Genomic DNA, 25580 nt, shown 5'->3' with positions numbered 1-25580 from the left:
CCTTGGTATGATGGTGAAATGCTCGGCCAATTCGTCGATCCGTTTTGGTAGCCTCACCCCATGCCCGACCCCAATCTTGATCGCATTGCCGACCAACTCGAAAGCCCCAATTCGCGCGATCGGCTCCTGGGCCTCACGGCTCTGCGGGACGTGTCGCCGGTTGATGCTGTACCGCTGATTAAGAAAGTCCTCAACGACGACCATTTGCAAGTGCGCACCATGGCCGTTTTTGCCCTAGGCCTAAAGCCCACAGAGGAATGTTTTGATCTGCTGATGGGCCTGTTGGCGGACAAAGACTACAGCATCCGCGCCAATGCAGCCGGAGCGTTGGGTTATTTGCACGACACCCGCGCCGTTGAACCCCTGATCCGCCTGTTCTATGAGGATACGGATTGGTTGGTGCGCTTCAGTGCGGCTGTTTCATTAGGGAACTTGGGCGATCCGCGCGCCCGCAAAACTCTGATTGATGCGCTGGATAGTGCGGAGGTGATTGTGCAGCAGGCGGCGATCGCGGCGCTGGGCGAGGTGGGAGCCGTGGAAGCCACTGAGCGAATGTTGACCTTTGTGCAGTCGGATGATTGGCTGGTGCGGCAACGCTTGGCGGAATCGCTGGGTAAGTTGCCCAGTGAGAAGAGCCGATCGGCCCTGAAATATCTTGCAAAAGATAGCCATCCCCAGGTGGCCGAAGCGGCACGCTATGGGCTGCAACAGCTTGATCAACTCGATCAACCGTCAAATCCCGCGGCCGATCAGCCCCTAGATTCATAACCTGGATTCATAACCTGGATTCCTGGGGGTTTGAGTTGCTTGGCCTGGCTCAGATCCAAACTGTGACCCGGCCAGGCGATCGCAACAAATTTTCGGCTTCCCAGGGCCCAATCCATTTCAGTCCTGACCCTTTTTGAGTATTTTTTTACGGCAAAACCCTAATCAACCATCAATTCTTTAGTTTCATCATGAGCACGATCGCTGAATTTTTAGAAAAATGTGTGGGTAAGTGGTTTTCCCAGCGGACGGGCCACAATTTGACCGATCGCAAATCCGTTTTGGGTAAAGGGGATCTTTGGATGGAAGCCCTAACGGCCGACGCACCGGAGGCGATCGCCCTTTGTCAAAAATATGGGGCCGATCCGCAGGCGATCGCGGCGGGCCTGAAAATGCGTTGGGAAGCGATCACGGCTTCTCCGAATAAAGAATTGGGATCCTCGGTGCTGTTGGCTTTGGCTCCGGATCCGTCGGGAGCAGGGCCGCTGTTGGCCACGCCGGGCAGCAACGGCCAACCCCAACCCGGTCGCTACAGTTTCGGCAGCGATGGGGCCCTGTGGATTACCCTGCCGGTGGAGGGTGGCTGGATTGAGGAGCGAATTTGGTTTGCTAGCGATAATCTCCGGTTTCGATCGAGCACCACAACCCGATCGGGCGGCCCCACCTTTGCCTCCTTCTGCTCCGAAATTCGGATGGGCGTAACGCCACCCAAGGCCTAGGAGGGCTGGCGATTTCCCGACAATCCTGAGGCGATCGAGGGATGAGCCGCAGGGTTCACGGCCGTGCTGTTCATGGGGCCGTCCATGGGGCCGTCCATGGGGCCGTTGGCTGCGCTATTCACCGCCCCGTTCATCTCTACGGAGTCTGCTTCTCTGGAACCCGTTTCGGCGGAATTGTTCGGCATGGCACGGGTTTCCGCCAGGCCATTAATCGCCAATCGATCGAGCAACCAATAGGTGGTCATTGTGCCTTTGCCCTTGATGGCAATTTCGCCCCGCCGCTCAAATTGGAATCGATCGCACAGGGTTTGGTAAACCGCTTCGGTCACCTGAATTTGGCCTGGCATTCCATGGGACTCCATCCGGCTGGCCGTGTTCACCGTGTCGCCCCACAGGTCGTAAATAAACTTGCGGATGCCAATTACACCGCCCACCACAGGCCCCGTATGGATGCCGATGCGGATGGAAAAGGGGTGCTGGGTGGAGTCGGCAGCGGGCTGGTAGGCCGCGATCGCCCGTTGCATGGCCAGCGCCATTTCTGCCACCGCCGTCACACAGTCCGGGTGCGGATCCGGAACCCCCCCCACCACCATGTAGGCATCCCCGATCGTCTTGATTTTTTCGAGGCCATAGGTATCGGCCAGTGCGTCAAAGGTGGAAAAAATGTGATTGAGCTGTTGCACCAACTCGCCTGGGGTGATGTGGGCTGCTAATCCGGTGAAATCCACCAAATCCGCAAACAACACCGTTGCCTGTTCAAACCGTTCTGCGATCGGGTGTTCGCCCCGTTTCAATCGTTCTGCGATCGCGGGGGGCAGAATATTCAGCAGCAGGCTTTCCGATTCCCGCTCTGCCCGTCGTCGCTCCAAAATTTCCTGGTGAATCCGGTTATACATATGTCGGAAGGCCGTAATCACCTCCCCCAACTCATCGGGGCGATCGACCTGGCAGACATACAACATCTCCCCAGAGGTATCTTCACGACTGATTAAGTCCGCCGCTCGCCGCAGGTCATCGCGCATTTGCAAAATCGGCACAATCGCCACCCGCGACAACACCACCATCGTCACCCCCGTTGCAAACACCGAAATCAGCACCACCAATCCCAAAATGCGGAAAATAAAAGCCTGCAATTCCGCATAAACCGGGTGCATGTCGTGGCGAACCACCAGGGTGTAGTTACGTCTGGCATCGGGCGGCCAAGCCAAATCAAGCCGTTGTTGATCGCGGCTCAGTTGCTCATGGCGACCTGCTGCCACCGCCGTGATGGTCAACTCAGGCTTTTCTCCCACCGTGGCCACCAAACGCCCCGATCGGTCATAGAATGCCAGCCCTTTCCAAAGGGAAATGGGGTCATCCGTTTGATTGGTCAACCGCTGAGCCAGCCGCACAGGATCCTGAAACTCCGGCGCAGCTTGCGACCAACGCGCTAGGGTCACCACCTTGGCAGTGGAAATCCGCTGCATATAGTCAATTAGCTCACGTTCCCTTCGCCAATAAGAGGGAATGAGAATCACCGCCTCAATGGTCACAATACCAAACAACACCCCCAAGGCGACCGTTCGCGACAAACGAGCCTGAAAAGGTTGCAGCAAACGTTTCATGGGGATGAGCGGGGCGAAATTAGAATGGCAGTCCCATAGCTTGCTTGGGTGGGGCTGTCCTCAGTGTAGTCGGCGGAACCAGCACAGTGCATGGGGGAATCGGGGTCACGGTATCGATCGCCCTTGGCCACCACCGGATGGCCCCAAGGACAGGGCAACCCTGACAGCCCTTACGGCTCGATCGCGCCCAAAACCGGACAAGCGACCCGATCGGGTTTTGGGTGGCGCTGACCTTCATGCAGCGATCGAGAACAGCACCGTCCCTTTGCAACTCGTCACCCCAAAACCCGATTCGGAAAGCGGTCTGTTGACCCATCCCCCGGTTTTTGAAAACCCGTAGCATTGCTTGAAATTTGTGACCAAGCTCACTTACTAATCATCCGGTTTAAGGGTGATCAACCCCGCAAAGATTAACGATGTCGGCCCAAACTCGATCGCCCTCGCAGAAGATGTTTAAACGGTCAAAATTGATACTCTGCTTACCCCATTGATCGACGAAGACAAGGGGCTTAAGCCCCTTGCCCCCATGACCACTAGCACTTTGCCAGCACCCCAAGTTATTTCTCAGATATCCTCTTAGTTCTGATTAGTTCTGAATCCCCAAAGCTTCATTCCCAAAGCTTCATTCCCAAGCTTTAATCTCTAAGGCTTAATTTTCAACATTTGATCTCCAGCGCTTTATTTTTAAAACTGGTTTTGAGCACAACTTGAGCACAACAGGACTGATTTCCCGTCACCGATCAGTTACCCCTACTCAAGTTAATTACCCCATCAGCACGGGCAGCCGTGATAAATCATAAAAATAAATGAGGAGATAAATTAAGAGAATTTACCCCGATCGCAAGGTATAACCATGATTCACCACTTGTTTCTACGTCTGCCCCGCTAGCTATGACTGACTTCCTCCGGCCTGATCCTGAAGTTCAGCATCTGCGACAACAGCTTGCACAATCCCAAACTGCCTTGGCCGAAGCCCAAGCGCAGCTAAAAGCCCTGCAAGCCAAGCTGGAGGAGTTCAAGCCTCATCAGCCCAGCTCGGTTCAAAAGTCCCCAGCAATATTTTTGAACAATCCCTTAAAGTGGCAGCAGATTATGGATCTCCTGCCTGTTTGTATTGCCTATTGCGATCGGGATTTATATTATCGCTACGTTAACCAAAGTTATGAAGACTGGTTTGGTCTCTGTCCTCAAGATATTTGCGGAAAGCGAGTAGCCGAGGTAATCGGTCAACAGGCTTATCAATTAGTTAAACCCTATATTGATCGGGTCTTAAAAGGGGAAATTGTGACCTATGAAAGTGTCGTTCCCTATGCCCAAGGAGGCCAGCGCTATATTCGAGCCACCCTAATTCCCGATCAAGCGATCGATCAAAGCGTTCATGGTTATTACGCCATGATTGTTGACTTCACAGAGCACTTCCAACTGGAACATGCCCTCCAGGAAAGTCAGCAAAAATATCGAACCCTCTTTGAAATTTTGCCCGTTGGGGTTTCCATCGCCAACGCCAGCGGTCAAATTTTGGAAGCCAATCCAGAATCCAAACGAATTTTAGGCGTTTCCAAAGAAGAACATACTCAGCGCACCTGCGATTCCCCCGTGTGGGAAATTTTGCGATCGGACGGTAGCCCCATGCCCGTCGAAGAATATCCTTCAATTCGGGCCTTACGTGAAGGTTGTCCAATTCGAAATATCGAGCAAGGCATCGTGCGGCCCGATGGCACCTTGCGCTGGATGATGACCAGTGCAGCCCCCATTCCGTTAGACCCTTATGGTGTCGCCATTGCTTACATTGACATCACCGATCGCAAAGCCACAGAAGAAGCCCTGCGCCGCAGCAACGCCCACTATCAATCCTTAGCCAATGTATTACCGCAATCCCTCTTTCGTGAAGACTGTCAGGGACGTTGCACCTTTGCCAACAAGGCATTTTTAGACTTGCTGAATTTGTCAGATTCAGAAATTTTTGGCAAAACTGTTTATGACCTCTATCCCAGCGATTTAGCAACTCGCTACAGCCAAGAAACGCGCTGGGTTTTGGAAACTGGTCATACCTTAGATGTCATTGAACCCCATCCAACACCGAGCGGCTCTCAAGAAGGCTCTGAATTGAGTCTTGTGCAGGTGGTGAAGACTCCCGTTCGCGATAGCGATGGCCAGATTATTGGCATTCAAGGCATCTTTTGGGATGTCACAGAACGAGTCCATCTAGAACGGGCACTGCGTGAATCGGAAATTAAACTCAACGCCATCTTAAGCAACACGGCTGCGGCCATTATGAGCGCCTATGTTTTTTCCGATGACAGCCATCGCTATGATTACTGCTCGGCTGGATGTGAAGATTTATTTGGCTATCATCCTTCTGAATTCTTAGCAAATCATCAATTATGGTTGTCGATCGTTCACCCTGAAGATCTTCAAAAGATTGTTCTGCCCAATTTCGAAAGTATTTTAGCAGAAGAAACCTTTCAGTTTAGTTACCGATTCCGTCACCGAAGTGGAGAATGGCGCTGGGCTATGGTGACTGGCACATCTCAGTGGGAATCTGAAATTAATGGTTGGCGTGTCACAAAATTTCACATCAACATTACTAGCCAAAAACGCTTGGCTGATGATTTAAAAATTATTAATGATTTATATAATCTCGCCATTCAGAGTATTGGTGAAGGTGTTTGGGATTGGAATATTTTGGATGATTCTATTTTGGTGTCGGAGCGCTATTTAGAGCTGCTGGGTGAGGAGCGACGAGGGATTCAATCACCACAACTCTTTTCTGAGGCTGCTTTTTTTCAAAAAATTCATCCTGAGGATCAGGAGCAATGGGAAAAAGCTTTAACGGCCCATCTCCAAAGCTATGAACGCTATGACATTGAAGTACGATTTCAACATACCCAAGGTCATTACATTTGGGTGCGAATTCGTGGGCAGGCGGTTTGGAATGGGCAAGGGGAACCAGTCCGGATGGTAGGAACGATCGAGGATATCAGCGATCGTAAATTTGCAGAAGCAGCCCTCAATCAACGAGAGCAGGAATTTCGCAATTTGGCAGAGAATTCACCGGATTGCATTATGCGGTGCGATCGAGAAGGGCGCTTTCTCTATGCTAACCGCACAGTTTTGCAACTTTGCAGAATTTCTGAACAGGACTTTATTGGTAAAACCAGCATAGAATTAGGATTCCCAGAAGACCTAGTTCAAATGTGGCATGAGGAGATAGCAACGGTTTTAGAAACCGGTCAGAAGGCTTTTTTGGAATATGAAATGCTGTTACCAGATGGCAGCCATATTTTTCAGTCTTGGGTGGTTCCGGAGGTGATGCAAACGCCCATTGTTGATCGAGAATACCCCAACACATCGATGACCACACCCCGTTGGACTAGTCTGGAACATCTTCAAAATTTCATAGCCAGTTCGGTGCCGAATACAGCCCAATTGGACAATTCTGTAACAACGGAATCCCAGTCATTGAATATGATGATTAGTTCAACGGTAATTGAATCGTTGCTAATTGTGGCGCGGGATATTACCCATCTCAAACGAGCACAAATTGCTCTCCGCCAACAGGCTGATCGGGAACGAACCTTGCGTTCTATTACCCAACATATTCAAAGCAGTCTTAATTTGAGTGAAGTTTTGGATATTGCGGTTACGGAAGTGCATCGAACCCTCCAAGCTGATCGCACTTTTATTCTGCGTTTCCATGGGGATCATTCAGGATCAATCATTCAAGAGGTGGTGAAAGCGGACTGTCCCTCCATGCGCGATCGACAGTGGTCTAAAACCAATCTCCTATGGTCACGGTCTAGTGCAGAGTTCGCGCCTCGAACACAAGTTATTCAAGAAATACCGAGCGATCGCCCTCAAACATACTTAGCAAGGCTGATGGAAGCCACGGGAGCACAATCTCAAGTGATGGCTGCCATTGTGGGCACTTTGCCCCAGGGTGGATTGCATGTTTGGGGACTTTTGATTGTGCAGGCCTGTGCTAATTCCCGTTCTTGGCAAGGGGATGAGGCAGAATTGTTGCAACAGGTGGCGGATCAGTTGGCGATCGCCATTCAACATTCTGAATTATTAGAACAGTTTCGATCGCAAGCGGAACAGCTCCAACAGGCTAATCATTTTTTGGAAGAAATTAACATTAAGCTCAATGATTTGAGCAACCGAGATGGACTCACGCAAATTGCCAATCGCCGCTGCTTTGATATGATTTTGCAACAGGAATGGCAGCGGTGTCAGCGAATTCAGGAACCCCTATCGCTGATCTTATTTGATGTGGATTTCTTCAAAAAATATAACGATTTGCATGGCCACCCAGCCGGCGATCAGTGTCTGATTAGCATTGCGCGATCGATTGATGGACTACTTCAGCGCAACACAGACTTAGTAGCTCGGTATGGCGGTGAGGAGTTTGTGGTGGTGTTGCCCCACACCGGTTCCGGCGACGCAACCCAAATTGCGGAATTAATTCGCCAAACCGTTTTGAATCTGCAAATTTTCCACTCAGAACACCAAGGAATCACCCGTTATGTAACTGTGAGTTTGGGAATTGCCAGCCAAGTGCCTCAGCTCGATCGCCCCTGTCAAGATTTAGTGCAAGCGGCCGATCGGGCCCTTTACCAAGCCAAGTCCTTTGGTCGTAATACTTGGGTATTGGCTAGCGATGACTTGCCCAATCAATATCCCAGCTCTGATCAGGATTGAAACGAAAAAATTAACGGCAGTAAACCAGCACAGACAAGGGGCTTAAGCCCCTTGCCCACCATGGCTTTGCAGCGAAAGAATCAGAATTTCAGTAATTGAGAAACCGCTGCAATTAACCTATAGCTCTAGTTGCATTATTGGTTGAGAACGGGCAGGAAATTTCCCAGAACTCCCAGCACCAAAGATTGGAAAATGCTAATAAAAACTGCCCCCAGCAAGGCGCTCCAAATACCATTTTTGAGGCGGAAACCTTCCACCAACCAAGCAGCTAAACCAAACAGCAAGGTGCTGACAATTAAGGAAAACAAGCCCAACGTGAGCAATTTGGGTAAAAAAGTGAGCCAACCGGGAACGGCCCGCGCCAGCCCTTGTAAAACGCCCAGAACAATACCGGCGATCAAGGCCTTCCAAGGGCTATCGACTTCCACGCCAAACGGCAAATAGGTCAGCAGAATCAGGCCGACGGCAATTACGACGGCCACGATCAGAAAAGAAACCACAATTCCTCATCCTTGGGGACACACCCCGGTTGATCCACCCACGATTCGATCGGGCAGTCGCGGCGGGAGTCCGATCGGCGGTGGATGGGCTGAAGCGGCGAGAGCTGGTTCCTTCGGAAATGGCTCCTTGGGAAAACCAGCCCGCGCGCTTTTCAATTTTGAGCGATCGCCCTCGAATTTGAGTAGAGCTGGTGGGGCAAATTCTTTAGGCGGAGACGGCAACCTCGCCAAATAGATCGTAGGGTTCGGCGGCAGTGATCGTGACCGGGACGATCGCCCCCAGGCGAGCCGGCCCAGTGACATAGACCAAACCATCCACATCGGGAGAATACCGAGCCGATCGCCCCAAGAATTGTCCCGTTTTCGGGTTCACCTGCTCAATCAGCACATCCACCGTTTGGCCCACGTAGGCCTGATTTCGCTTCAGGGAAATGGGCTGTTGCAGGGCCATCAGTCGATCGCGCCGACCATCCATCACTTCCTGCGGGAGTTGGTTGGGCAAATCAAACGCGGCGGTTCCATCCTCCGGCGAGAAGGTGAACACCCCCACATGGTCAAATTCGTGGCGCTGCACAAAGTCGCACAAATGCTCAAAGTGCTCCTCTGTTTCGCCGGGGAAGCCCACAATGAACGTGGTGCGCATGACGGCATTGGGCAATTGCTCGCGAATTTGGGCCAAGAGCCGATCGTTCACATTGGCCTGCCAAGGGCGATTCATCGATCGGAGCACTTCCGGGTGGGAATGCTGGAGCGGCAAATCAATATAGGGCAAGATATTCGGCGTTTCCCGAATAGCCGCAATCACCGATTCTGTCAGTCCCGTGGGATAGGCATAGTGGATTCGCACCCAAGGAATGTCCACCTCACCGAGGGCCCGCAACAGCTCCGCCAGCTTGGGCTTGCCATAGCGGTCTAGGCCGTAGTTAGTAGTGATTTGGGAAATCAAGATTAGCTCTTGCACCCCTTCATCGGCCAGCTTGTGGGCTTCGGCCACAATCGACTCGATCGAGCGCGATCGCTGATCGCCCCGCAAGTGGGGAATGATGCAGAACGCACAGCGGTAGTCACACCCCTCCGCCACCCGCAGGTAGGCCGTGCCTTCGGCCGTGGTGCGATAGCGAGGGACGGTCTCATCGGCAATGTAGGTTGGTTCTTCCGAAATTTCCTGAACGCGCTCGCCCGCTTCCGTTCGCTGCACCACATCCACAATCTTGTGATAGTCGCCCGTGCCCACCACGGCCACCGCTTCCGGAATTTCATCCAAAAGGGTGTCCCGGAAGTGTTGAGCCATGCAACCCGTGATCACAATTCGTTTGCCCGCTTCCGCTAGGGAAACCAAGGTGCGTACCGACTCTTCCCGCGCCTCTTGGATGAAGCTACAGGTGTTGACGATCGCGTAGTCTGCCGCATCGTCGTTGGCACTCACGTCATAGCCTGCCTGGGCTAGCAGACCCATCATGTGCTCGGTGTCAATGCGATTTTTTTCGCAACCGAGGTGAGTAACGGCGATCGTGGGTTTTCCAGCCATAGCTTGCAGTTGCAGTGCCGTTGAAGCGAGGGGTTAAGGGGGGTTAGCAGAGTCGAACAGAATGGTCAATCAAACAGAACGGTCAAATAAACCAGTTCAACAAAAACCATTCAACACACAACAGCTAAGGATATTCAGGCTTGGGACTCGGGCAAACCGCTGCGGTCTGTGCCGAAGCCTGCTGAAGCCTGTCGAATCCACAATTATTCACCATATCAGCCCAAATTGCGCGCCCAATCGATCCCGAGGATTTTGATCAGATTTCTGGCGGGTGGGGAATTGTATGACTGGGGTGATGCGCGGGGTGATGTATGGGGTGATACATGGGAGACGGATGCGGAAATGCCTGGGGCTTGAGGGGGCTTGGGCTGGCGAAATTGGAGTCGGGCAACGGGGCCGATCGCCCGGAGCCGCCAATCCGCCATCGCCCCTTGTGCGGAATTCTCCTTCTGGCTGATCTGCACGGAATTTTCCCGATCGGCACTGTACCTTAGAGAAAGAGATAGGCAATCTCTGTATCGACGATCGCCTAAATTTGTCCCGGCTATACGGACAGGACTGGCGCAACTCCCGGTAGCCCACCATCGACAGCTTAAGGCTGCGTTGTTCGGCATCACCAACCCGCTGCTCCATTCCTGGCAGCATACGGGGCAACCGTAAGGGTTAAGTAGCCGATCGTGGAGTTGATCGCTAATGGGTCTCTAACCGATCGCTCACCGATCGTTCCCGATCGTGCTCGATCGCCCGTGATCGGTTTTGAGCGCAAACGCAAGGTGGCGTTGACCGCGTTTCGAGGGTGCATCAGCCGGCGATTCATGAGGAATTTTTGAAAATCGCATGAAAATCGCATGAAACTTGACAGCTCCGCTATTGCCCACAAAGCTATGCAACATTTACCCGAAAGCATTAGCGACGCAATTAACACCAGCGAACTCGGCGCGTTGATTGCTGAACACCGCAACACCCTGTTGTGCGAATTGTTACGCCCCATGCTGGATACCCTCGATCGCGAAGGCATCCAATTTTCTGCCGTGTTGCGCGCCCTGGCCACCGTTGCCAACGAACGCAGCAGCCAGCTTGAGGCCCTGAATGGATCAAACCCTTGGGAGCGCTGCAATAAGCTCTTACACCAAGCCCGTGCCAGCGCTGAAGAGGCCGAGCGCGCACTGCGCCCCAAAAGCCGCACTAGCCCCCGATCGATCGCAACTCCCACCGCGATCGAGCTGCGGGAAACCCGGCCCTCCTTGGACGAGCTGCCCGAAGAAGAAGCCTGGGCCCGAGAGCTACTGAGTGAATCCTGAAGACAAGGGGCTTCAGCCCCTTGTCCGCAATTTGCCCTTTACCCACCATCGGCCACTGATGCCACCGGTTGGGTGTTGATCCCATTAGGTGTTAGTGCCATTAGGTGTTAGTGCCATCAGGCATTGATCCCATTAGGTGTTGATCCCATTGGGTGTTAACTCCATCAGGTGTTAATCCCATCAGCGGAACCCTTAGCCTAAAAAACCGGCTGAAAGGTTGGTTAGACAGTCGGCCGAAAGGTCGGCTTAAAAGTCGGCTTAAAAGTCCGTATTCACGAACTTACCGGCCAGCTCGGTGGGCGTTTTGCCCAACACCAGACCCAAGGTTTTGAAAACCCCATTGTCATTGAACGTAATTGCCGTGCTGGGCGTGGAGCCACCGCCGGAGTCGTTCAAAGTGATCGGCAGCAGTTGCAATTGACTTTCCTGCAAGCCACCGGTCAGGCCGATGAGATCGTTGCCAGTACCAAAATCCACAATGAAATCTGCGGCGATCGCCCCGCTGGAATCGGCCACCGCCGCCGTGTCCCGCCGCAACACCAACAGATCATCGCCAGCCCCGCCGGCCAGGGTATCTTGGCCAAAATCGCCCACCAGGGTGTCATTGCCCTCTTCGCCATTCAGGAAATCGTTATCCTGACCACCCCGCAGAATATCGTTACCCACGCCACCCAAAATCAGGTCGTTGCCCCGATTGCCACTGAGTACGTCATCCCCGGTGGAATTGAGACCATCACCCACCAACAGATCATCGCCTTGACCACCATAGAAAATGTCATTCCCCCCCAAACCATAGAGGCTGTCGTTGCCCAGGTTGCCGTAGATGGTGTCCACCTGAGCACTGCCGGTGATTTGGTCATCACCCCCCAAACCTCGCACGCCCGCCGGGGTGGTGCGGAGCACTTCTGCCGACAGCGAGCTAGTGGAGAAAAAGTTGTTGGTATCGTCGAGATCGTAAAACGGGGGGTTAGGGCCAATAGCCATAATTACAAACTCCTAATCGGTGAATGGTTTCGGAACTGGTTAGCCTAGGGACTGTTTAGCCTTTGAGCCTTGGATTAGACCGCTGTGGGGGCTAGTTCGTTCATGGTGTGCAACCAGTTCCTCCAGAAACTTGAGCACGATTTGTGCTCCCACTGAACTTAGTCTTGAATTCCGGCCTTGAATTTCAGATTCCAGCCTGCAAGTTCCAGTCTTGAATAATGACTGGCATTGGCGGGCAAATCAGCACGATCGCCCTGAGAAGTTTTCCCCCAGAGATCGCGCCATTGGTGGCGGTCTTTTCGGATCCGGGTTAGGGCTGGGGACGCTGACGGCGGTGTTGTCGTTCCCGATCGCGCGATCGCGGCCCTGGTTGAAAGGGGGTTCCGGCTGGGGGGCATTTAAATTGAGTGGCTAATTGAGTGGCTGATATTGAGCGGCTTACGAATTGGTTACTCCCTCCAAGGCCGCGTCGGTTTCGTCGTAGAGGGCTTGCAGTTGGCCGACCACAGACTCATCGGCGGCCCAAAACCCACGGCCATTGGCTTCCAGCAAACGACCAACAATGTTGCGGAAGGCTTCTGGATTGGCGCGGCGCAGGCGATCGGCCATGGCCCGATCGAGGGCGTAGGTTTCGGCGGCTCCGTCATAGACCCAGCGATCAGCAAAATCCGTAGTGCCGCTCCAGCCCAACAGGGCCGTCATCCGTTGGGAAATTTCAAAGGCCCCACCGGAACCCTGGGCGGCCATGGCTTCGGCCCACTTGGGATTCAGCAATTTGGTGCGATATTCCAACCGCAAAAGGCTGCTTAAGTCGCGGGGTTGGGTGTTTTTGCCGAAACTTTCCACAAAACTCGCGGTGACGGGGCGCTGTTGCTGTTGTTCGGCGGCACGCTTCAAGGCTCCGGTGTTGGCGTAGTATTCCTGGATGTCCGTCAAGCCATATTCCACGGAGTCGATTTCCTGGACAATGCGCCCGGTGGTGGCCAAGAGCCGATCGAGCACTTCTGGGCGGGCTTGCCCCCGATCGCGCCGACCGTAGCTAAAGGCATTGCGCGATCGCCAGGTTTGGGCCAGCTCGTCACCAGACTCCCAATTCCCATCATTGACGCGATCGTTCACCAAGGAACCAAAATCTCCCGCCGGGTTTGAGAAGAGGCGAGCACTGGGATTTTCAACCCCTTGGGCCTGAAGCTCCAGGGCGTGTTTACGAATGAAGTTTTGTTCGATCGGTTCATCGGCCGCCGCCGCCCGCACAAACAGATCATCCAAAAGTTCCAAAATATTGGCGAAACTGTCTCGAAAAATGCCCGATAAATTAGCCAACACATCAATTCGAGGACGACCCAATTGAGCCAGCGGAATTAACTCATAGCGAACAATTCGGCCCGTGCCTTCCTTAATTGGTTCTGCGCCCACTAATTCCAACAAGATGCCCAAGGATTCGCCCTTGGTTTTAATGGCATCCAAACCCCAAAGCATCACGGCAACGGTTTCGGGATAGCTGTTCGGTTCCTGATCATGTTCTTGTTGGTGTTGGGCAATCAATTGCTGGGCGATCGCTCGGCCCCGTTCGTAGGCTCCTGGGGAGGGCATTCGGTAGGGATCAAGGGCGTGAATATTGCGGCCCGTGGGCAATGCGCCGGGCCCGTCCCGCAACAGGTCTCCCCCCGGTGCGGGCGGAATATATTCCCCATTCAAACCCCGCAATAAATTCGTTAGCTCATCAGTATTTTGGTTGAGCAAATCCCGCAAACGAATGGCTTCTTGAATCCGTTCTGAGACCTTGGGATCCAACTCAAACGATCGATTGGGATATTCCTGCTGGAACCAGTATCGATAGGCATTCAGGGGGCGATCGAGGTCGGATCCTTGGGTGATTGCTTCCAAGACCGATCGGGGTAAATCCGCCTCAAAATAGGCTTCCAAATAGGACAACAGTTGCTCGGAATTGGGTGCAGCTCCCAACACATGCAACCCACTGGAAAAGAGGCGCTGTTCTAGTTCTTGCAGGTATTGATAAACCCTTGCAAAGTAGCGATCGAGCACATCGGGGCCAAACAGCTTCAGGGTTTCCGCACTCAACTCCACCCCCAATTGTTGGGCTTCCGGCAGCGGACAATCCCGATCGAGTCCCGTGTCAATTAACCGTTGGGCGATCGCATCCCGCAGGGCCGTATTCGCCTGCGGATCCTCGCGATATTCCGCAATTAAATCACGCAGATTCACCAATTCCTTATACAAACCTGCTCGCCCATAGGGAGGCACATTGTGGGAAATCAACACCCCATAGCCCCGGCGTTTTGCCAAGATCGACTCCGAAGGATTATTCGCCGCATAGATATACAAATGGGGCAGATTTCCTAACAAAATATCTGACCAAGAATAGCCCGTGTTACCCAAAGGAGATCCCGGCAACCATTCCACCGTTCCATGCATTCCAAAATGGACGATCGCGTGGGGTTGCCAAACCCGCTGCAACCATTGATAGAACGCAGCGTATTGGGGATGGGGGGTCAAGTCTCGCTCAAACATCAAGCGCATGGGATCGCCTTGTAAACCTAAAGGCGGCTGCACCCCAATCCAAACATTTCCAAAGTAAATGCCCCCAATGTGCAACTCATCCCCAAAGGTTTTAATACCCGATTTCGTGAGACCACCCCATTGTTTTTGAATCCGAGAACTGCCGAGATATCCTAACCATTGATCAAGGATTTGAGCCGGAACCCAGCCATCATTCAAGGGAGCCTGGTGTGGGTGCGATCGGGAAGGATGGCCCAAAGACCAACGATCATCGGCAGCTTTCACCTGTTGAATAATCGCCTCGCCGTCGGTGGGCAATTCACCCACGTCATAACCCTGAGCTTGCAAGGACTCCAGCAGCTTCAGGAGCGATCGGGGAACATTCAACAGGGCCGCCGTTCCCGTTGCGCCATACCCCGGTGGAAAGCCATATAAAATAATTGCCAACTTGCGATCGCGTGGTGGAGTTTTGCGGAGTTGAATCCAGTTTTTGACACGGCTGGTTAACCGTTGAACACGCTCCGGAATCAGGTAAATGTCATCTCCAACCAAGCCACCCAAGGGCACAGTATCAATTGCTCCGTCCAACTCCGGCAGGGCATATAGCACCACACTTTGGAGACCGCCAATTCCCTGCCTTGTCCAGGATTTTAGGTCTTGAATGAGCAAAGGAGCAGCAACTAAATAGGGCACATTTTTAGCCGCCAAAATCCGCTGAGCCACCGCCACCTGTCGCCCAGCCTCCATGGAACCAGCAGGGCCGCCCACCAGCGGAAACCCAATCGTGGAAACAATTGCATCCACCAACACCGCATCGGCTGTCAGGGATTTTAATTCCCGATCGCCCTGAGCCCGTTGTTGCTGTTCATGGCTGGTGGTCAGCCAATCTCGGACGATCACATGGGCTTCCACACCATTAATAAAAATGGGCAGGGGTAGCAAACCAGCCGCTTCAAAATGACGAATCAGTTGAGGAATATAAGCCTGTTGCGTCACCACATGTTTTCGATAGAGCAAAATAGCCACTACCGGGCGATCGTGAGCAATCTTTGGGGGTTCTATTGTCGATTGCACCGGGCGACCAAGGTGATCAGGATGATTAATTGGAGGCTCCGACAACTGGGGCAATCGCTGTTGACGATACCAGTTCAAATAATCTTGAGGATTCAAAAAATAGCCCGCATATTCAGGGTGCAATAACCCCATATTGGGCGTTTCAATGGGTGGGGCAATTTCCCCGATCGAGAGACCTAAATATTTTTCAGCCAAAATCCAGAGCATGGCGGCCACATTTTCCAAGCCACCAGCATTCCAATAGCCATAGATAATTAGCCAATTGCGCAGATCTTGTACCTTTTGAATCGGCACAAATTTCAGCAGTTTGGGCCCGGTTTTTAAAAAGCTGAGATAACCAGCCAGTCGATCTTCTTCTCGGCCGCTGGAAAATTTACTGAGAATGAATTTCACAGGCTTCGGCATTCCCGAAGGCTTGTCGCCAATTTTGAACGCCCCAACTTGAGTGAGGGAAATTAATTCCAAAGCCGACTCAAAGACCAAACGAATGGGAATATGTTGCACCCGATCGCGCAACCAAAGCACCTGTTCATAGTCAAAAATTAGGCTGGCAAAAAATACATCGGCTGTGGCTAAAGCTGCGGCCACCCGATCGGGTTGTTCCGTAATGTCACGATCGGTGAAGGTGGTCACTTGCAATTGAGGACAACGCTCGATCGCCCGGTGGGCAGCTTTTCGGTACAAATCGGCGTTAAAAGTCTCGAACCCAGCAATGAGAACAATGCGCTTCATGGTGATGGAGGGTAGTGCGAGCGGAATTTAACGCAGGAGATCAGCAATCGATCGGTAATTGATCGGTAATCGATCAGTAATTGGTCAGCAATCGATCGAAAACCAACCAAAAGTTCATCAAAAACCAATTAGAAATTGATTGGAACCTAATCAAGGCTTGACCGGAACTGAACCGGCGCTTGGCCAGAACTTGACCAGAACTGAGGTCGATCGCCCCTTGGGGGCCAGGCGGAGCCACTTGTTAAGCTAGCATCACCTGACTTTTCGCTGGGCTGTTTCCCTGGGGCCCTGTGGTTTGAGCAAAACGCAATTGCCATCGCCCAAAGACTCCGATCCCTGGCCGGCAGCGGTGACCAATTGCGCCCCAGCCTATCTATTTTGACGAAATTTTTACGAAACCTGGACTGGAGAAACCCATGATCCCCAACTTTTTCCCCACATCCCAAAGTCCTGAGAGTGATGCCGCTGGTGCTGCTTGGCAAAAGGTGGCGATCGCCGTAGTTCATGGCATTGGAGCCGGTGATCCTGACTACAACAGCGGCAAAGCTGACCAACCGGAATTTATTCGCAGCCTGCAAAATAATCTAATCGATCGCTTTAGTCAGTTAGGCATTTCCGCCACAGAATATCATCAGCGGTTCGTAATGGCTCCAGTGTATTGGGCAACGGTTTTGGAAGGAAGCCAACAGGATTTGTGGGCCCGATTCCAGCGCCAAAGCTCCATGAACTGGGATCGCATTCGAGAATTTATGGTGTCCTTTGTTTCCGATGCCATTGCCTATCAGGTCAGTCCACGCGGTCGCCATTCCTATCACGCCATTCACCGATTTTGTGCCCAAACTTTTCAAACCCTGGCCCAAAAAGCTGGACCCAAAGCCCCCCTTTGCATGATTGGCCATAGCCTTGGTTCGATCGTTTCCTATAACTATCTTTTGGATTTGCAAGCGGAATTTGGGAACAACACCGAAGCAGAATCGCTCTTTCGAGAATCGGTGTTACGCCAAGTGGGTGATAGTCCCTTGGAGCGGGGTGAAACCCTTAGTTTGTATTACACCTTGGGCAGTCCCTTAGCCCTTTGGACACTGCGCGATCGCGATGGGGGCTTGCCGATTCAGTTTCCGGCCCCCCGCCTGACAGAACATTATCCTCAACTGAACTCAGCCACCGAATGGGTGAATGTTTACGATTCTGATGATGTGATTGCCTATCCATTACGACCCATCAATTCAGCTTTTCAACGGGCAGTGAAGGAAGATTTGAACGTGAACGCGGGGAAAGTTTGGGAAAGTTGGAATCCGCTTTCTCACAATGGCTATTGGAAAGATCCAGCAACGGGCGATGCGATCGCCCGATCGCTCCTGAACCTATCTCGATTGATCAATGGCCGCTGATTAGGTTTCTGGTGAGGTTTCTGATGAGGTTTCTGGTTAGGGCTGAGTAACAGGAATTTCGAGAATGAACGTTGCGCCCTGACCCATCTGAGATTCACAATCAAGCCGACCACCGTGGCGATCGACCACAATTGAACGGGCGATCGCCAGCCCTAATCCTGTGCCAATGCCCGTGGGTTTTGTGGTAAAAAATGCTTCAAACAACTTCTGTTGCACCTCCGGCTCAATCCCCGGCCCATTATCAGAAACGATAATTTGTACCCATTTTTGATTCAGGCATCGGGTTTGAATTTTAATTTCCGGTTCCAAACCGCTCATGTGCTCCCAGTCCAAGCTATCCAAGGCATCGATCGCGTTTGCAATCAAGTTCATAAAGACCTGGCTCATTTCCCCGATCGAACATTCAACGAGGGGCAAATCCCCATAATCTCGAATGATTTTAAATTCAGATCGGCTGCCCTTGGACTTCAATCGATGGCGCAAAATGATGAGAGTATTTTCCAGCCCTTCATGCAAGTCCGCTGGGGCGAGCTGTTGATTGCCCATTCGCGAAAAATTGCGCAAACTTGCGACCAAATCGCGAATTCGATCGGTTCCTAAACGCATGGATTCCAAAATTTTTGGAAAATCCTCCATCATAAAAGGTAAATCCAAATCCTGGGTTTGGGTTGCCAAATCCGCTGGCGGCTCTGGATAAAACATTTGATAGAGGTGTAGAACGTTCATCAAGTCCTCTGCATAATTACAAGCATGGACAAGATTGCCGTGAATAAAATTCACAGGATTGTTAATTTCATGGGCCACTCCCGATAGCAACTGTCCCAGGCTGGATAGTTTCTCTGCCCGTACCAAACTGAGGTGGGTATCTTGCAAATCTGCCAAGGCTTTTTCCAGGGCTGCTGTGCGCTCAGCCACCCGAACTTCCAATTCTTGATTGCGATCGGCCAAGGCTTTGGTGAGGGATTGTAAACGCAAATGCAAGCGCACCCGCGCGAGGACTTCATCTTGCTGAAAGGGCTTGGTGATATAGTCCACAGCCCCTAAATTGAGACCACGCACCTTATCATCCACTTCCGATAGGGCAGTCATAAAAATGATGGGAATGGCGGACGTTTGACCATTGGCCTTCAAACGGCGACAGGTTTCAAACCCGTCAATTCCTGGCATCATCACATCCAGCAAAATTAAATCTGGGGTTGCAAAATTGACCCGATCGAGCGCCACTTCTCCAGATTGGGCGATCCAAACTTCAAACCCCGCATCATCTAATAAATCAGACAGCAAACTAAGGTTAGCTGGCATATCGTCCACAATCAGAATCGTGGGACGATTTTCAGCGGCATCGAGGGACATGGCTCAAGGATGGAAGGTTTTGCAGTAAAAGGCTTAGGGTGCTGGGAGAATTGAAGGATTGCCATTTAAGAATCGCCATTTAAGAATCGCCAATGACTTGGCCGATTACTTAGGCCAATGAAATGACTGGGCCCATGAAGCGCTGGATCGAAAGTGCTGAAAATCAGGTTAAGGCATCAACAATCATGAACTAATGATTAAGAACAAGCAAGACTTTTTTTCTGAGAAGATTCTCAAAGCATAGTCTCGCCAGTTTTTGTGATGAATTATGATCCCGAGGATCATAAATGATTGATGATTTGAACGATTATTTCGCTCAATTTCATGATCCTCAGAAAATTATTGAAGACCTTTTATGGTCTCTATTCTCTCGAAAACAGCTATTTTCAGCAATTTCTCAGCCAATTGATGGGTCTGAGATCCCGATCGCCCGTTTCTGTTTGGCCTAACGCCTCTTTACCCGTTAATTTGCGTTGGATGAACCTGGAACTTGACTTAAAAGTTCCAAAATTCCCTGATCGTTAAACGCCTGGGCCAGGCTCTTGAGCTGTTGGGCGAAGGGGGCAAGGGTTGGATCCTGTTCTGCCAGGGCTTTGGCTTGGCGCTTCAGGGCATTGAAGTTGCCTTTGCGGGCTAGGGTTTCGAGCTGCTCCAACAACTCGGGGTCGATCGGGTAGATGAGTGCATCCGGGGGCAGGTCGGGTTCCGCCGCCGACTGCGCCAAGGGTGACGGGGCGATCGAACTGGCTTCATAAATCCAAACCAGTTGCAAGTGTTTTTGCAGCAGGTGCAATAGCTCGTGGGTTTGCACCGGTTTGGGCAAAAAGTCGCTGCCACCCGCGTCCAAGCTTTGTTGTCGATCGCTCTCAAAAACGCTGGCAGAGGACACAATAATCGGCAATTGCTGTAACTCAGGATGGCGACGAATCAGATCAATCAGGGTGTAGCCATCCAAATTGGGCATTAACAAATCCGTAATCACCACCTGCGGGCGATGGTGCTCCAAAAACTGCCAAGCCACAGCCCCATCTTCCGCTTCCTGAATCACAAACCCGATCGGCTCCAGCATCTCCCGCAGCACGGCCCGGTTTTCCCACTTGTCATCCACCACCAGCACTTGGGGTGCATGCCCTTGAATACCCACAATTTGCCCCTGCTGTGTCATGCGGGAATGGCGGCTCCACTCGGCCGCCACCGGCAAGGGCACTTCAAACCGAAAGCTGCTGCCGACGTGGGGTTGGCTCTCGACGGTAATTTGACCGCCCATCAGCCCCACAATTTGTTGGGAGATCGCCAAACCCAGACCCGTGCCCTCCGTTTGGCGCTTGGTCTCGCCCACCTGCTCAAAGGGCAGAAAAATCCTGCTGAATTGATCCGCTTCCAGGCCAACGCCCGTGTCTTGCACTTCAAATTGCACCCGATCGCCCCCCATGGCCAACACGCGCAGGGTGACCGTGCCGCTGTCCGTGAACTTGATCGCATTGCCCAGCAAGTTGAGCAACACTTGGCGGAGGCGCTTTTCGTCAGTGCGGATACCTTCGGGTAAGTCATCGGCGATTTCTTCCGCGAATTGCAACCCCTTCAGTTCCGCGCGCAGACGGCACATTTCCGTTACGCCGCGCAGGAAGGCCCGAAAGTGAAATTCTGTGGGGTGCAGTTCCATTTTGCGGGCTTCGATTTTGGCCAAATCCAGCACATCGTTGATCAGGGTCAGCAGATGAGTGCCACATTGGTGAATCACGCCGATTTTGGCCAGTTGTTCTTCGTGCAAATTGCTCGCCCGCTGCAACACCTGGGCATAACCCAAAATGCCGTTCAAGGGGGTGCGCAACTCGTGACTCATGTTGGCCAAAAATTCACTCTTGGCCAAATTGGCCACTTCCGCCGCTTCCTTGGCTTCTGCCAGGGCTAGTTCCGCCTGTTTGCGGGCGGTGATATCAAACAACACACCGCTAAACACGACCGTGCCGTCATCGGCGCGTTTGGGGGTGGAAGCACCTTGCCACCAACGGAGGGAACCATCGGGACGAATCAACCGAGCTTCATAGGCCCATTCCGTGGGATTTTCCACCACGCGGCTGACAGATTCGATGTAGCCGTCTCGATCGTCCGGGTGGATGGCACTAATAAACCGGCCCAGGTCGGCCATGAATTCTTCGGCGCTGAATCCCGTTAGCTCACTGACGCGATCGCTCATATAGTCGATCGTCCATTGGCCCTCGTGATTGCTGAACTGAAAGATGGCTCCCGGAATATTTTGAGCAATACTGCGCAGACGGGCTTCGCTGGTTTGCAGGGAGGCTGTGCGCTCGGCCACCCGTTCTTCGAGGGCTTGGTTGCTGGCGGCCAATTCCTGAAAGGACTGTCGTAACTGCTGGGTCATGGTGTTGAAGGCCCGGGCCAGTTGATCCGTTTCGGCGGTTCCTTCCGTCATCACCACCTGATCAAGTTGATTGGCGGCCACGGCATCGGTAGCCGCACAGAGTTTCACCAAGGGCCGCGACACCTGCCGCCCAATCCACCAACCCAGTCCGATCGCCACAGCCAAGGCCAGCAACATGATGGCGAGGATGTCTCGACGCGCGGCCATCACCGGCCCCGCAAAGTCGGCTTCCGGAATCGCCGTCACCAACAACCAGTCCAAACCGTTGCGATCGCGCAGGGGCGACACTTGCACCAGCAACCGGGTTTGTTGGGTGGGGCCAATGAATTTGGTAGTCAGTTGGGTGGTTGGGGCGTTGGGCGAAATGGCGGCCCAAGTGCCAAAGCGCTGCTCAACGGTGGCAACGGCCGCTTGCAGCATCGAATTTTCCAGGTCTTTGGCCCGAATCCGTTTTCCTTCCGGGGAAATTGGGTCGTTGGTGGAGGTGGCAATTACCTGGCCCGATCGCTCCACAATGGCCGCCACCCCGCTGTGGCCAATATCTTGGGCCCGCAAAAAGGTGCTGATTCCTTCCAAGGCCAAGTCAGAGGCAAACACCCCCACCAGTTGTCCGGTGCGATCGTATAGGGGTTGTACCGCTGAAATGCCCAACTCCCCCGTTCCCGAAAAGGCAAACACCGAAGTCCATTGGGGTCTGCGGGCGGCAAGGGCAGTTTTAAACCAGGGGCGATTGCGCACATCATAGAGCTGGCTGTCTTTGAGGACGCGCCGCCCTTGGCGATCAACCTCAAAGATGCGCCGCAAGCCCGATCCCAATCGATCGCTTCGTTTAATTAGGGTGCTGCTGGGCAATTCCCGAACTTCCAAGGAGCCGCCGACCGCGGTTCCAAATTCCGTGGTGGTGACCAGGGGAAACAGTTGCAACTTGCCGTGGAAATAGGTTTCCAGCGCCGAAAAATCCGTCAACTTCACCTGATCAGCCGCAAAAGCCTGCACATGGAGCTGATTGAGGCGCAACGGCTCGCTCAGGTATTGATACACGTAGGCTTGAATTTGTCGATCGACCTCGGAACCAAGGCGATTCATCAGCGCATCCACGGCCCGTTGTCCTTGAACGAGCACCACTTGCCCCGTTAGCCCCACGGCCACCAACGCTTGCAAGGTCGTGACCAGGACAATTAATTTGCTCAGGGGCCAACGGGACGATCGGGCAAATTCAGGTGCAGAACCAGCTTCAGTCACAGTGAAGATACCGAGTCAGGGGGCAGTGGGCCAGCGGCGGGCCCATCCCCATCATCGCCGTCCCCTCCCCCCAACTGCCACCAATCGGCCCGATCGCCACAGCCCGATCGCCCAGCCCCTGACCAAGGCCCTACAGCGGAATCGTGGCCGATCGAAACTGGTAACCCGCTGTTTTGAGTTTTTGATTGGAAACCCGCGCATTGTAAGGACGCTGGGCCGATTCCGCCGGATTCCAAGTCACCCCCGGCCACCCTCGGCGGCGAAAGGCTCGATCGAGCAATTCCGCTTGGGTCAAGGGTTCGTCATGCACCAGGTTGTATAGCCCCGATAACTGCGCCGCTTGGGCAAAGGCGATCGCCCCCACGATGTCATCCAAATGGATCCAATTACTCCAGTCTTGGCCACTGCCGGGCCGCACTTGGCCACTGGCCGATCGAAAAATATCCGCCACCTCGCGACCTGGCCCACAAATGCCCCCCAGCCGAAACACGCAAACGGCCAAATCGTTCCGCGCCGCACCCAACAATACCTGCTCAGTTTCCAGCAAGATTCGGCCATTGTCCGTGGTGGGCTGGGGCGGCGTGGTTTCATCCACCCAAGCCCCACCCCGATCGCCATAAACCCCATAGCTGCTGGTGTAGATCACCTGGCGCAGTTGGGGCAATTCAGGCAACAGTTGCGCCAGGGTTTGGGCGCTGTGCAAATAGGTTTCCCGATAAATGCCCGATCGCCGGGGCCCCAAACAAACCAATAGCGTGGTTTGCCCAGCCAGGGCCGACCGCAACCCCGCTTCATCGTCTCCCCGCAAGCAAAGGGCCCGATCGCAACAATCCGCCAGCTCCGCCAAGCGATCGGGTGTGGTGGTCGTGCCGGTGACGGTCAATCCTTGCGATCGCCAATATTGCGCCATCGGCCGGCCCACATAGCCACAGCCCAAGATCATCACCGATTCTGATCCTGAGCGATTGATTGCAGCGTCCATCATGGAAAACACGGGAGATCAACAAAAAAATCCACAACAGAAAATCCACAACGGGAAATAAATTCCAAGCTCGAAACAGCAATTACTTAAAAAGTAATCACCCAAAAAGTAATTACTTAAAGAGCAATGAGCCTTTAACCACGTCGTTCCTGAAGCTTGCGATAAACCGCTTTTAAATCCACCTGATGATGGGCGATCGCCACCAGGGTGTGATAAAACAAATCCGCCACTTCTGAGGCGATCGACTCCGGATCATCATCCTTACAAGCCATCACCACTTCGGCCGCTTCTTCGCCAATTTTTTTGAGAATTTTGTTATCCCCACCGGCTAACAATTTGCAGGTATAGGACTCAGGATTTGGGTTAGTCTTGCGCGACTCAATCACCTGAAAAACCTGCGACAACGTATCAGCAGGCGGCGGAACCACTTGCCCATCCACTTGGTGGAAACAACTGCGGGCCCCCGTGTGGCAAGCCACATCCCCAATCTGTTCAATGGTCATTAAAAGGGCATCGCTATCGCAGTCATAGCGAATGCTTTTGAGCTTTTGAATATGTCCGGAAGTTGCGCCCTTGTGCCACAGTTCTTGGCGCGATCGGCTCCAGTACCAAGCCTCGCCAGTTTCCAGGGTTTTTTGCAAGGATTCCGCATTCATCCAAGCCATCATCAACACTGTGCCATCCAGATAGTCTTGGGCGATCGCCGCGACTAATCCTTGTTCGTTGTAGGCGATGCGATCAACTGGAACGGCACGGCGCAAAGCTTCAAGATCGGTGGCCATAGAATCGCTGCTGTGGGGGGGTGAGGATTGGGCAAACCATTGGCCCTCGGGCGCAATGTTGCAGCGCCAACCGGCCGCCAAATGGCAGGACAAATCATAGCAACTTTCCATCGCTTCCCCGCTGCGGGGCCGATCGAGTTCCGCCCGATCGCCCAACCAAAGGGCCTATCAAGCGCCTCGATTAACTCAACCGGATGATTCGCCCACCTTTGCACCGTCCGTTAGGGCTGAATCGGCAGTCGATCGTCCGGTTGCGCCGGAGCCGGTGACTGGTTAGGTAACAAATACGGCTGATTCACACCATTGCCGCCCAAGCCGGGGTTATTCGGGCTGCTGGGATTGGAATTATTGGGATTGGAATTATTGGGATTGGAATTATTAAAGCCAGGGCTATTGAAGCCCGAATTCCCAAAATCGCCCCCCTGACTCGGATCGTTGGGCACCAGGGGCTGATTGCCGAATGGGTCGAAGTTGTCGGCCGGTCGCTGGGCTGGGTTTTGGCCGCTGGGCAAGGTAGCCAGAGCTACCCGATCGCCCCCAACCGATCGCAACAAATCCAACACCGCTACCACATCGCTATAGAAAGCCGACTGGGAGGCATAGAGGACGATCGTCCCGTCGGGTTGGGCTTGCTTAAAGGCTTGCAGTTGGGTCAGCAGCGCTTCTTTGGTCACCGGGGCTTGCTGAAAATACAACTGACCGGCGGGGCTGAGGGCCACCATCGCCAACTTGCGCATCTGGGGCTGGCCCGTGCTGGCTTGGGGCAGGTCTACCCCAATGCCCTGTTGGCGCGTCAGCCCGATCGCCGCCAGGATAAAAAAGGTCAGAATGCAGAAAATCACATCGATCAGCGGCACGATCTCAATGCGAATTTCTTGATCGGACGAGTCGAGGTTGATTTTCATAAATTGATTCAGAAATTGATTCAGAAATTCATTCGATTATGCGAATTAATGGCACGATCGGCGCTGCAAATCTGGGCATCGAAATTGATATGGCCTTGACCTAGCGCAGTGGAT

The 25580-nt window shown here is 53.0% G+C and carries 18 protein-coding genes; 8 read left to right on the top strand and 10 right to left on the bottom strand.

All coding sequences use genetic code 11. The features are described from left to right. The first annotated feature begins 60 nt into the window (after positions 1 to 60). Together VPK24_RS11890 and VPK24_RS11885 are read left to right on the top strand one after the other, a co-directional pair. Positions 61 to 768, top strand: a complete 708-nt coding sequence (locus VPK24_RS11890) for a HEAT repeat domain-containing protein (protein ID WP_393013581.1) — start codon at positions 61 to 63, stop codon at positions 766 to 768. A 188-nt stretch (positions 769 to 956) separates the two neighbouring features. Continuing rightward, positions 957 to 1484 (top strand): phycobiliprotein lyase, encoded by a 528-nt coding sequence (locus tag VPK24_RS11885; protein WP_393013578.1) that lies wholly within the window; start codon positions 957 to 959, stop codon positions 1482 to 1484. Here the strand turns inward: VPK24_RS11885 and VPK24_RS11880 are convergent. Further along, the gene (locus tag VPK24_RS11880) at positions 1481 to 3088 is read right to left on the bottom strand and encodes an adenylate/guanylate cyclase domain-containing protein (protein WP_393013575.1); all 1608 of its coding nucleotides are present in this window, start codon (positions 3086 to 3088) and stop codon (positions 1481 to 1483) included. The genes VPK24_RS11885 and VPK24_RS11880 overlap by 4 nt on opposite strands. On the opposite strand from VPK24_RS11880, the gene VPK24_RS11875 reads away from it, so the two are divergent. Then, complete coding sequence (locus VPK24_RS11875; RefSeq protein ID WP_393013573.1) at positions 3087 to 3428, top strand: hypothetical protein; 342 nt, start codon at positions 3087 to 3089, stop codon at positions 3426 to 3428. The genes VPK24_RS11880 and VPK24_RS11875 overlap by 2 nt on opposite strands. 551 nt (positions 3429 to 3979) lie before the next feature. Then, positions 3980 to 7789, top strand: coding sequence for a PAS domain S-box protein (locus tag VPK24_RS11870; RefSeq protein WP_393013570.1), 3810 nt, complete (start codon positions 3980 to 3982; stop codon positions 7787 to 7789). A 134-nt stretch (positions 7790 to 7923) separates the two neighbouring features. Here VPK24_RS11870 and VPK24_RS11865 read toward each other — a convergent pair whose 3' ends face one another. Further along, entirely contained in the window at positions 7924 to 8289 is a 366-nt protein-coding gene (locus VPK24_RS11865) for a phage holin family protein (RefSeq protein ID WP_190354988.1), read from the bottom strand. A 29-nt stretch (positions 8290 to 8318) separates the two neighbouring features. Here VPK24_RS11865 and VPK24_RS11860 point away from each other — a divergent pair, with 29 nt between their 5' ends. Further along, on the top strand, positions 8319 to 8471 hold the full coding sequence (locus tag VPK24_RS11860; protein WP_393013565.1) for a hypothetical protein: 153 nt from the start codon (positions 8319 to 8321) through the stop codon (positions 8469 to 8471). A gap of 23 nt (positions 8472 to 8494) precedes the next feature. Here VPK24_RS11860 and rimO read toward each other — a convergent pair whose 3' ends face one another. Further along, complete coding sequence (gene rimO / locus VPK24_RS11855; protein WP_393013562.1) at positions 8495 to 9817, bottom strand: 30S ribosomal protein S12 methylthiotransferase RimO; 1323 nt, start codon at positions 9815 to 9817, stop codon at positions 8495 to 8497. Between the two features lie 848 nt (positions 9818 to 10665). On the opposite strand from rimO, the gene VPK24_RS11850 reads away from it, so the two are divergent. Next, the gene (locus VPK24_RS11850) at positions 10666 to 11118 is read left to right on the top strand and encodes a hypothetical protein (RefSeq protein ID WP_393013559.1); all 453 of its coding nucleotides are present in this window, start codon (positions 10666 to 10668) and stop codon (positions 11116 to 11118) included. 258 nt (positions 11119 to 11376) lie between these two features. Here the strand turns inward: VPK24_RS11850 and VPK24_RS11845 are convergent, their stop codons facing one another. Further along, the gene (locus tag VPK24_RS11845) at positions 11377 to 12102 is read right to left on the bottom strand and encodes a calcium-binding protein (protein WP_393013556.1); all 726 of its coding nucleotides are present in this window, start codon (positions 12100 to 12102) and stop codon (positions 11377 to 11379) included. Positions 12103 to 12313: 211 nt separating this feature from the next. On the opposite strand from VPK24_RS11845, the gene VPK24_RS11840 reads away from it, so the two are divergent. Continuing rightward, complete coding sequence (locus VPK24_RS11840) at positions 12314 to 12517, top strand: hypothetical protein (protein WP_393013553.1); 204 nt, start codon at positions 12314 to 12316, stop codon at positions 12515 to 12517. A 23-nt stretch (positions 12518 to 12540) separates the two neighbouring features. Here VPK24_RS11840 and bchH read toward each other — a convergent pair whose 3' ends face one another. Further along, a complete protein-coding gene (gene bchH / locus VPK24_RS11835; RefSeq protein WP_393013550.1) occupies positions 12541 to 16428 on the bottom strand; it encodes a magnesium chelatase subunit H in 3888 nt (1295 codons plus the stop codon). Between the two features lie 416 nt (positions 16429 to 16844). On the opposite strand from bchH, the gene VPK24_RS11830 reads away from it, so the two are divergent. Next, complete coding sequence (locus VPK24_RS11830; protein ID WP_393013547.1) at positions 16845 to 17819, top strand: hypothetical protein; 975 nt, start codon at positions 16845 to 16847, stop codon at positions 17817 to 17819. Positions 17820 to 17855: 36 nt separating this feature from the next. Here VPK24_RS11830 and VPK24_RS11825 read toward each other — a convergent pair whose 3' ends face one another. The 5 genes from VPK24_RS11825 to VPK24_RS11805 all read right to left on the bottom strand — a co-directional run bounded on the left by VPK24_RS11825 (position 17856) and on the right by VPK24_RS11805 (position 25466). Next, the gene (locus VPK24_RS11825; protein ID WP_393013544.1) at positions 17856 to 19172 is read right to left on the bottom strand and encodes a hybrid sensor histidine kinase/response regulator; all 1317 of its coding nucleotides are present in this window, start codon (positions 19170 to 19172) and stop codon (positions 17856 to 17858) included. A 463-nt stretch (positions 19173 to 19635) separates the two neighbouring features. Next, positions 19636 to 22797, bottom strand: a complete 3162-nt coding sequence (locus tag VPK24_RS11820) for an ATP-binding protein (RefSeq protein ID WP_393013541.1) — start codon at positions 22795 to 22797, stop codon at positions 19636 to 19638. Between the two features lie 130 nt (positions 22798 to 22927). Beyond that, positions 22928 to 23782, bottom strand: a complete 855-nt coding sequence (locus tag VPK24_RS11815) for an SDR family oxidoreductase (RefSeq protein WP_393013539.1) — start codon at positions 23780 to 23782, stop codon at positions 22928 to 22930. 131 nt (positions 23783 to 23913) lie between these two features. Then, the gene (hisIE, locus tag VPK24_RS11810) at positions 23914 to 24561 is read right to left on the bottom strand and encodes a bifunctional phosphoribosyl-AMP cyclohydrolase/phosphoribosyl-ATP diphosphatase HisIE (RefSeq protein ID WP_393013686.1); all 648 of its coding nucleotides are present in this window, start codon (positions 24559 to 24561) and stop codon (positions 23914 to 23916) included. A 221-nt stretch (positions 24562 to 24782) separates the two neighbouring features. Further along, positions 24783 to 25466, bottom strand: coding sequence for an ExbD/TolR family protein (locus tag VPK24_RS11805; protein WP_393013537.1), 684 nt, complete (start codon positions 25464 to 25466; stop codon positions 24783 to 24785). Positions 25467 to 25580 lie beyond the last annotated feature (114 nt).

Source organism: Limnothrix redekei LRLZ20PSL1 (assembly GCF_043235035.1).
Lineage (GTDB): Bacteria > Cyanobacteriota > Cyanobacteriia > CACIAM-69d > CACIAM-69d > CACIAM-69d.
This window is presented reverse-complemented; position numbering and strand designations above follow the sequence as displayed.

Excerpts from the sequence above, each read along its gene's own strand:
- VPK24_RS11890 (WP_393013581.1), top strand. The coding sequence starts at position 61 with ATGCCCGACCCCAATCTTGATCGCATTGCCGACCAACTCGAAAGCCCC.
- VPK24_RS11885 (WP_393013578.1), top strand. The coding sequence starts at position 957 with ATGAGCACGATCGCTGAATTTTTAGAAAAATGTGTGGGTAAGTGGTTT.
- VPK24_RS11875 (WP_393013573.1), top strand. The coding sequence starts at position 3,087 with ATGGGGATGAGCGGGGCGAAATTAGAATGGCAGTCCCATAGCTTGCTT.
- VPK24_RS11880 (WP_393013575.1), bottom strand. The coding sequence starts at position 3,088 with ATGAAACGTTTGCTGCAACCTTTTCAGGCTCGTTTGTCGCGAACGGTC.
- VPK24_RS11870 (WP_393013570.1), top strand. The coding sequence starts at position 3,980 with ATGACTGACTTCCTCCGGCCTGATCCTGAAGTTCAGCATCTGCGACAA.
- rimO (WP_393013562.1), bottom strand. The coding sequence starts at position 9,817 with ATGGCTGGAAAACCCACGATCGCCGTTACTCACCTCGGTTGCGAAAAA.
- VPK24_RS11850 (WP_393013559.1), top strand. The coding sequence starts at position 10,666 with ATGAAACTTGACAGCTCCGCTATTGCCCACAAAGCTATGCAACATTTA.
- VPK24_RS11845 (WP_393013556.1), bottom strand. The coding sequence starts at position 12,102 with ATGGCTATTGGCCCTAACCCCCCGTTTTACGATCTCGACGATACCAAC.
- bchH (WP_393013550.1), bottom strand. The coding sequence starts at position 16,428 with ATGAAGCGCATTGTTCTCATTGCTGGGTTCGAGACTTTTAACGCCGAT.
- VPK24_RS11830 (WP_393013547.1), top strand. The coding sequence starts at position 16,845 with ATGATCCCCAACTTTTTCCCCACATCCCAAAGTCCTGAGAGTGATGCC.
- VPK24_RS11825 (WP_393013544.1), bottom strand. The coding sequence starts at position 19,172 with ATGTCCCTCGATGCCGCTGAAAATCGTCCCACGATTCTGATTGTGGAC.
- VPK24_RS11815 (WP_393013539.1), bottom strand. The coding sequence starts at position 23,782 with ATGATGGACGCTGCAATCAATCGCTCAGGATCAGAATCGGTGATGATC.
- hisIE (WP_393013686.1), bottom strand. The coding sequence starts at position 24,561 with ATGGCCACCGATCTTGAAGCTTTGCGCCGTGCCGTTCCAGTTGATCGC.
- VPK24_RS11805 (WP_393013537.1), bottom strand. The coding sequence starts at position 25,466 with ATGAAAATCAACCTCGACTCGTCCGATCAAGAAATTCGCATTGAGATC.